This is a genomic window from Ohtaekwangia sp. (genome assembly GCF_036568665.1).
In the GTDB taxonomy this organism is placed as follows: Bacteria; Bacteroidota; Bacteroidia; order Cytophagales; family Cyclobacteriaceae; genus Ohtaekwangia.
Genome location: NZ_DATCSD010000269.1, coordinates 1 through 6,812 on the forward strand (window position 1 = coordinate 1; position 6,812 = coordinate 6,812).

Consider the following 6,812-nt stretch of genomic DNA (forward strand, 5'->3'; position numbering starts at 1 on the left):
CTGGTATATTTTACGGAAGGACTTGTGCTAACCAAGCAACGCAAGTATAACGAAGCACTCACTGCTTTTAGAAAGGCGCGTTCACTCAATCAAAAAGACTCGGATATACTGGTAAATATAGGGACACTGTATTACTACAAGAAGTCGTACGACAGTGCTGCGATTATATTGCAGCAGACACTTGAGGTTAATCCGAAAGAAGCCAATGCCCTCAATGCTCTGGCGATGATCGAGGCCGATAAGAGTGACTATAGCAAAGCAAACGTATGGCTGGCCAAAGCGCTTGCGCTGAGACCGGAAGATCCTTTCTTTCTGAACAATCGCGGGTATATATACCTGATGACGAACGAGCCTGAAAAGGCGCGTGCGGATATAGACCTGAGCATCAGTGTTGATCCCTACAATGCGTGGGCGTATCGTAACAAGGGTATATATTACCTGATGACGAAGCAACCGGCAGATGCGTTGCGTGTGTTGAAACAAGCCGAATCGATGGACCCGTTTATTGATAAAGTATATATATACCTGGCAGAGGCTTACCTGCAAACGAACGATTTTGACAATGCCTGTAAAGCCTATCAGAAATCAGTTGAGAATAAAGAAGGTGGTTCTACCTCAATGAAACCCTGCAAGTAATTATGTCCTTTGATGAACTGAAGCAAAAGATTGCGGAACGATTGCTGAAAGAATTGCCCGGCCCGCTGGCGCACGAGCCAATGCGTGCTGTACCCGTGGGAAGAGTAATACCAAAATTTGAACACAAGCTTCCGCCCCGTCCGGGAAGTGTATTGATCCTGCTATATGAAGACGATGGCATCGTAAAATTTCCCTTGATAAAACGCACCGAATATATAGGTGCTCACAGCGGACAGATAAGTTTACCCGGTGGAAAAGCTGAAACCGGAGAAGATGTTATACAAACGGCTTTACGCGAAGGTAATGAAGAAGTGGGTATAGATATAGCACAGGTAAAAGTGCTCGGCCGACTCTCCAATTTTTTTGTTATACCGAGTAATTTTATAGTAACGCCTATCGTAGCTACTATGGAGAGGCCCGCGTTTAAAGCTGATCCACACGAAGTAGCGCGTATACTCTCGTGTAATCTATTCGACCTGATAAAAGAAGAAGCTGTACTCCAAAAAGAAATTATGGCCGCAGGACAGTATAGAATGATGGCCCCGTATTTTGATATAGAGGGAGAGATCGTGTGGGGCGCTACAGCCATGATGTTAAACGAACTGCGATTAGTAGTGAGAGAACTAGAATATTAGCGGAAAGCTGGTTCCCACAGAATTCACAGATATTCACAGATTAAAATGTATATAACGTTGAAACCTTGAACTTTAAACCTTAAACTTTGAGCTTTCAACTTATAAACCAACCGGCTCAACCAAAATAACATCCTCCCGATCAACAACTACAGCGCCTGCAGGATCGCCTTTGCGTTTGCGTACAAATTTTTTTGGTGTAACAATTACGGGGCAGAGCGTTTCTGTTTTTCGTTTGGAGTTATAGGCTGCGAGTTGGGCTGCGCGCTCGATTACATCTTTCGGAAAGTTTTTGCCGGATTGATATTTGATCAGCACGTGCGAGCCTGCTACATCTTTTGCATGCAACCACAAGTCTTCTTTAAAACCATACTTGAAAGTAAGTATATCATTGCTTTGCGCATTGCGACCCACCCAGATACGGAAACCGTTATGTTCAAATTCATGGAAGGGCAGACTTACCGGTTGTTTTTCTTTATCGTCTGTTAGTCCTTGGTGAGATATAGCCTTGCGCAGCGATTTCAGTTCATCTATACTTTCGATGGCGTGAAGCTGTTGTTTTAGCTGCTCCATTTCCTTTTCTTTTGTTTCCAGAGATTGTTGCAGTCGCTGGATTTCGATGTGCTGGTTTTTGGCTTTGCGATAGTATGCTTCTGCGTTCTTCTGAGGAGATATATCTTTCTTGAGTTTTACGTCAATGAGTTTATTCTCGTGGTAAAAATCCGGAAGCGTGATCTTATCCATGCCGGGTTTGATCTGGTGCATGTTTGCCATGATCAGATCGGCCCAAACTTTATAAGGATTTTCGCTTTCTACTTCTGACAGCTTATCAAATGTTTTTTGATAGTATTGCTCACTGCCCTGCAGCTTGTTTCGTAAAGTTGATAACGCAGAAGCCTTCTCACGTATAAAAGCCGCCTGGTGTGTATAGGTATAAAAGAAATCATTGATCGCTTTTACAGGCTCACGAAATTCGCTCACTATATTTCCATACCGGATAAGCGATAGATATAGAGAGGCATCCGATTGTGCTATAAAATATACAGGCTGCTCCAGTTGTTGCTTTATTGCCTGGATCTCCAGCCATTGTTCTTCAGGCGATAACCGATCAAACTTTTTCGCTTCGAGATATTTCCAGATAATTTTTCCAAAGGTGAAATATAGTGATTGAAGTTTTGAACGATGCTGCAAAAAAGCTTCATAACTCCAGTCAATGGTTCGATCAAGTGTTTCTGCGTCAAGGTTTGCATCGGCCACTATATTATTCCGGAAAAGCTCGATGGGTATATTTCTCTCCAGCAGTATAATGTTGCAGCGGTTACCGTGCATCTTGAAGAGCAACATCAGGTCATCGGTGAGAAGTATAGCAAAGCTTCGCTCATTGGTAAATTGACGTATACCTGTTACACGTTGTCCGATCAGTTTCTCAAAAAGATCAACACTGTTTTTACGTGCCCGATTAAAATCACGTGGGAAGGAGAGACAGGAGAATGAAGGCTCCAGGCTTGCTTTGATAAAGAACGGCTCGGTATGTGTTTCGAACCGTATAACCAGTTCATCTTTATTCTGACTAAAGCATTCCGATATAACGGTGCCGGTCAATAGCGGTGTAAGCGTACTGCTGAGCTGGCGTAAAAAATAATAGTTGTTATGCACGATCGCGGAAATGTTTGATCAGTTCGCGCACAAGATAAAAGATTATCAGGTATATAAATAAGCCCGCTGCAAATCGGATGAACCCGTAAAGGAGAATGACAAACATTGTCGGGTTGATCGATCGGCTCGAAGAAAAAAGCGGTATTCCTAAAGTCAGCACCAGCGGAATGATAAAGATGATGAGCAGCCAGCTTTTGTTCCAGTTATTTTTGGAGTCGCTCATTGTTGAACCTAGAGATCAGAGATCTAACTGCAAGCCATCGTAAGCCAGCGATACATTGTCTGGCAATCCTTTTTCTATCGTAGCATGTAAGCCCAGCTTGTGGCTCATGTGCAGCAGGTAAGTTTTCCTTGGGTTGATTTTCTCTGCCATCGCTAACGCTTCTGTAAGATTGAAGTGCGATACGTGGCGTTCGTGTTGCAGGGCATTCAGCACGAGTATCTCTGTGCCTTTTAATCGCTCCAGTGTTTCGTCTGGTATAAAATTAGCATCGGTTATATAGCTGAAATTACCGAAGCGAAATCCGAACACGGGCATACGCAAATGCATTACCGGCAATGGTATAATTTCAATACCTTTTATCGAGAAGGGCTTTTCGTCTATAACATTCAGATCAAGTCGCGGTAAACCCAGCGGAGCATTTTTTTCAAACGCGTATGCATACTCAACCTTCAATTGATCCAGCGTAGGTTGTGTGCCATATATAGGCATGTCCATCTGCTGAAGAAAATTATAGGCGCGTACATCGTCTAGCCCGGCCGTATGGTCGCGGTGAGCATGCGTAAAAATTACAGCATCCAGTCGCTGCACATGTTCGCGCAGCATCTGCTGACGGAAATCGGGGCCAGTATCTACAACCCAGCTTTGTCCCTGAATGTCGAGATGTATAGCCGTACGTAAACGCTTGTCGCGGAAATCAAGTGACAGGCAAACTTCGCAGTTACAGCCGATCACCGGTACGCCTTGTGATGTGCCCGTGCCGAGAAACGTTACTTTCAAGCGGCTGTCTGTTGTTGTGAATTAAGTTCTTCGTAAAGCTTCTGACTTTTCTCAGAGAACTTTGTCGGGTCGAGGGTAACGCCTTTCAGTATATCCAGTAATGCGTTGATCTTTCCCTCCGTTGTAAAAAACTTGTTTACAATCATGATCTTCTGATCCTTCAACACACAATAACCGGCTTTGAAATTTCCTTTTTCATAACGGAGTGTATAGTCCGATTCCGTGATCATCTCCTCGAGCTTTAACAGAAACTGCGTTGTATACTTGATCATAGTGGTTGTATTCTCGGGTGCAAGATAAAGAATAAGTTGGGGAAGTCCGAAAAAGTAGGCGAAGCTGAAAAGTTGGGAAAAGACTGAAAGTCAGGACATCCGGAAGACCGAAAGTTTTTTGAGATAAAGATGTGGGTGAAAATAAAAAATAGTTTTCCGTCTTCCGGTCTTTCTAACTTCCGGACTCTCTATCTTAACTTACGCCCCGGAAAATGAAGGAACACAAGCTCATCGTTATTGTCGGGCCAACGGCTGTAGGTAAAACGGCTGTTGCTATTCAGGTAGCAGAACATCTGGGAACGGAAATTATTTCAGCCGATTCGCGACAGATTTACAGGGAGTTAACGATTGGTACGGCAAAACCGGATGAAGCAGAATTGAAACGTGTGCCGCATCATTTTATCGACAGTCACTCGATCAAAGAAGATTACGATGCCGCTTCTTACGGACGCGATGCATTATCATTGATACACCGGCTCTTTGAGCAACACAAATTTCTGGTTCTGTGTGGCGGCTCCGGTTTATATGTAAAAGCAGTGCTGGAAGGATTCGATGAGATACCGGATGTGCCGGATGAGATTCGTGAGCACCTCACAAAAAACTTTGAACAACACGGTATAGTTTGGTTGCAGGAGCAGATGTGTGCGCTTGATCCGGAGCATTTTGCTGCACTCGATCAGCAGAATCCACACCGGCTTATGCGTGCGCTCGAAGTAAAGATCGGCACCGGGCAATCTATTGCTTCCTTTCGAAAGCAAGCCAAACTCCAACATCCGTTCGAGGTAATCAAGATCGGTCTGGAGTTGCCACGTGAAGAACTATATAGCAGGATCGATGCACGCATGGATCAGATGGTTGCTGCCGGTTTATTTGACGAGGCCACACAACTCTATGCCTACCGGCACCACAACGCATTGCAAACAGTGGGCTACCAGGAGATATTTGATTATATGGATGGTAAGTATGACAGGGAAGAAGCGGTGCGTTTACTGAAACGAAATTCGCGCAGGTATGCCAAGCGACAACTTACCTGGTTTAAACGCGATGAAGAGACTCTATGGATGAATCCGGGAAATATACAAGCTATACTAAATTTGATTAACTAGCCGTGAGCTTTTGAAATATATAGCGATCGCTGACTTCTTCGAATGGAAAATAAAGTATTGATCATAACGTATTACTGGCCACCGAGTGGCGGCAGTGGTGTGCAACGCTGGTTAAAGTTTGCCAAGTATCTTCCGTCATTCGGATGGAAGCCCTATATATTTACTCCGGCCAATCCATCGTTTGCCATTCGCGATGAATCATTGCTGCGCGATGTACCGAAGGAAGCACAAGTTATACACTTTCCTATATGGGAGCCATACGAGGCATTCTTTAAACTGTCCGGGTTACTGGGAAATAAAAAATCAGCCAAGCCAACAGAGCTTGTATCCGGCAAAAAGAAATCACTCTTTCAGAAAGTAAGTACATGGGTGCGCGGTAATCTGTTTATACCCGATCCGCGTGTGTTCTGGGTAAAACCATCGGTCAGGTTTTTGTTGAAGTATGTGCAGGAGCAGGGTATAAAAACGATTATCACCACAGGCCCTCCGCATAGTGTTCACCTGATTGGGTTGAAGTTGAAAAGAAAAAATCCTTCTTTGAAATGGCTCGCAGATTTTCGTGATCCGTGGAGCGACTGGGGGTTGCTGGATAGTTTGATGGTAGGAGGAATTGCGCGCAGTATGCATCGCAGGCTGGAAGCGCAGGTAGTAAAAATGGCTGATGTAGTTATTACCATCACACCTTTCTATGTGCGCAAGTTCGAAAAATTATCCGGCCGGCCGGTACGGTTGCTGACCAATGGTTTTGATGAAGACGATTTTAAAAACCTGGTCATCACACGTCATACAAAATTTATTATTCGCCATGCCGGTATAGTAAATGAGAAGTGCGATCCGCGACCCTTCATGCTTGCTGTAAAAAGTCTGCTGCAGGAGCAACCTGAACTACGAGAAAAACTACAGATCGATTTTGTAGGCGAAGTACATCCGGACTTCCGAGCTTTTGTACAACAAGACGATGATCTAAAGAGTATAACTACGTTTACACCTACTATACCACACAAACAATTAATGGCGCTCTATGGCGAGTCGGCTGTTATGTTATTGGTATTAACCGGGTATAAAGATGCAGAAGGATATATGCCCGGTAAATTATTCGAATACCTGGCCACAGGTCTCCCTGTACTCGGTGTCGGCCCGGAGCAAGGCGATGCTGCAGCATTGCTGAATATATCTGGCGCGGGTGTTATGATCGATGGTAATCATACTGCTGCGATCAAAATATTTATACAGCAAAAGTTTAATGCATGGAAGAGCACCGATAGTATAGCGAAAGCTCCTGGCTCACAGATATACTCTCGCAGGGCCATCACCCAGACATTAACAGAGATGTTGTAGTATTATTTACTTCTTCATGAAAAGTTGCCGCAGCGAAAGGAAGTGCAACCCATAGGCTAATGGCACAAGCAAGGCGGGCAGCCACACGATCGGGAATTTTGCTACAACAGTATTGGCAGGCTCATTCATAAATACGCGGAAAGGTGTAGGCATGGAAAGTATAGCGGTGGCT

At 44.4% G+C, this 6,812-nt stretch carries 8 protein-coding genes; 4 read left to right on the forward strand and 4 right to left on the reverse strand.

Annotated elements, in window-relative coordinates:
- Both VIN08_RS14840 and VIN08_RS14845 read left to right on the forward strand, forming a co-directional pair.
- Window positions 1–636 (forward strand): tetratricopeptide repeat protein (locus tag VIN08_RS14840; RefSeq protein ID WP_331966657.1); only part of this gene is annotated, 636 nt, incomplete at its 5' end.
- A 2-nt stretch (window positions 637–638) separates the two neighbouring features.
- Window positions 639–1,271, forward strand: coding sequence for a CoA pyrophosphatase (locus VIN08_RS14845; RefSeq protein WP_331966659.1), 633 nt, complete (start codon window positions 639–641; stop codon window positions 1,269–1,271).
- A gap of 99 nt (window positions 1,272–1,370) precedes the next feature.
- On the opposite strand, the gene VIN08_RS14850 is transcribed toward VIN08_RS14845, so the two are convergent.
- Genes VIN08_RS14850 through VIN08_RS14865 form a run of 4 tightly spaced genes read right to left on the reverse strand, consistent with a single transcriptional unit; the run spans window position 1,371 to window position 4,196 of the window.
- Window positions 1,371–2,924 (reverse strand): NFACT RNA binding domain-containing protein, encoded by a 1,554-nt coding sequence (locus VIN08_RS14850; protein ID WP_331966662.1) that lies wholly within the window; start codon window positions 2,922–2,924, stop codon window positions 1,371–1,373.
- Window positions 2,917–3,147 carry a hypothetical protein gene (locus VIN08_RS14855; protein WP_331966664.1) on the reverse strand — a complete coding sequence of 77 codons (231 nt, stop codon included), beginning with the start codon at window positions 3,145–3,147 and terminating at the stop codon, window positions 2,917–2,919. Before VIN08_RS14855 ends, VIN08_RS14850 begins: the two co-directional genes overlap by 8 nt.
- Window positions 3,148–3,162: 15 nt before the next feature.
- Complete coding sequence (locus VIN08_RS14860; RefSeq protein WP_331966667.1) at window positions 3,163–3,924, reverse strand: MBL fold metallo-hydrolase; 762 nt, start codon at window positions 3,922–3,924, stop codon at window positions 3,163–3,165.
- Window positions 3,921–4,196 carry a hypothetical protein gene (locus VIN08_RS14865; RefSeq protein ID WP_331966670.1) on the reverse strand — a complete coding sequence of 92 codons (276 nt, stop codon included), beginning with the start codon at window positions 4,194–4,196 and terminating at the stop codon, window positions 3,921–3,923. Before VIN08_RS14865 ends, VIN08_RS14860 begins: the two co-directional genes overlap by 4 nt.
- A gap of 212 nt (window positions 4,197–4,408) precedes the next feature.
- Between VIN08_RS14865 and miaA the strand changes: the two genes are divergently transcribed.
- On the forward strand, window positions 4,409–5,302 hold the full coding sequence (miaA, locus tag VIN08_RS14870) for a tRNA (adenosine(37)-N6)-dimethylallyltransferase MiaA (protein WP_331966673.1): 894 nt from the start codon (window positions 4,409–4,411) through the stop codon (window positions 5,300–5,302).
- A 42-nt stretch (window positions 5,303–5,344) separates the two neighbouring features.
- A complete protein-coding gene (locus tag VIN08_RS14875; RefSeq protein WP_331966675.1) occupies window positions 5,345–6,640 on the forward strand; it encodes a glycosyl transferase in 1,296 nt (431 codons plus the stop codon).
- Window positions 6,641–6,812: the final 172 nt, after the last annotated feature.

Excerpts from the sequence above, each read along its gene's own strand:
- VIN08_RS14845 (WP_331966659.1), top strand. The coding sequence starts at position 639 with ATGTCCTTTGATGAACTGAAGCAAAAGATTGCGGAACGATTGCTGAAA.
- VIN08_RS14855 (WP_331966664.1), bottom strand. The coding sequence starts at position 3,147 with ATGAGCGACTCCAAAAATAACTGGAACAAAAGCTGGCTGCTCATCATC.
- VIN08_RS14865 (WP_331966670.1), bottom strand. The coding sequence starts at position 4,196 with ATGATCAAGTATACAACGCAGTTTCTGTTAAAGCTCGAGGAGATGATC.
- miaA (WP_331966673.1), top strand. The coding sequence starts at position 4,409 with ATGAAGGAACACAAGCTCATCGTTATTGTCGGGCCAACGGCTGTAGGT.
- VIN08_RS14875 (WP_331966675.1), top strand. The coding sequence starts at position 5,345 with ATGGAAAATAAAGTATTGATCATAACGTATTACTGGCCACCGAGTGGC.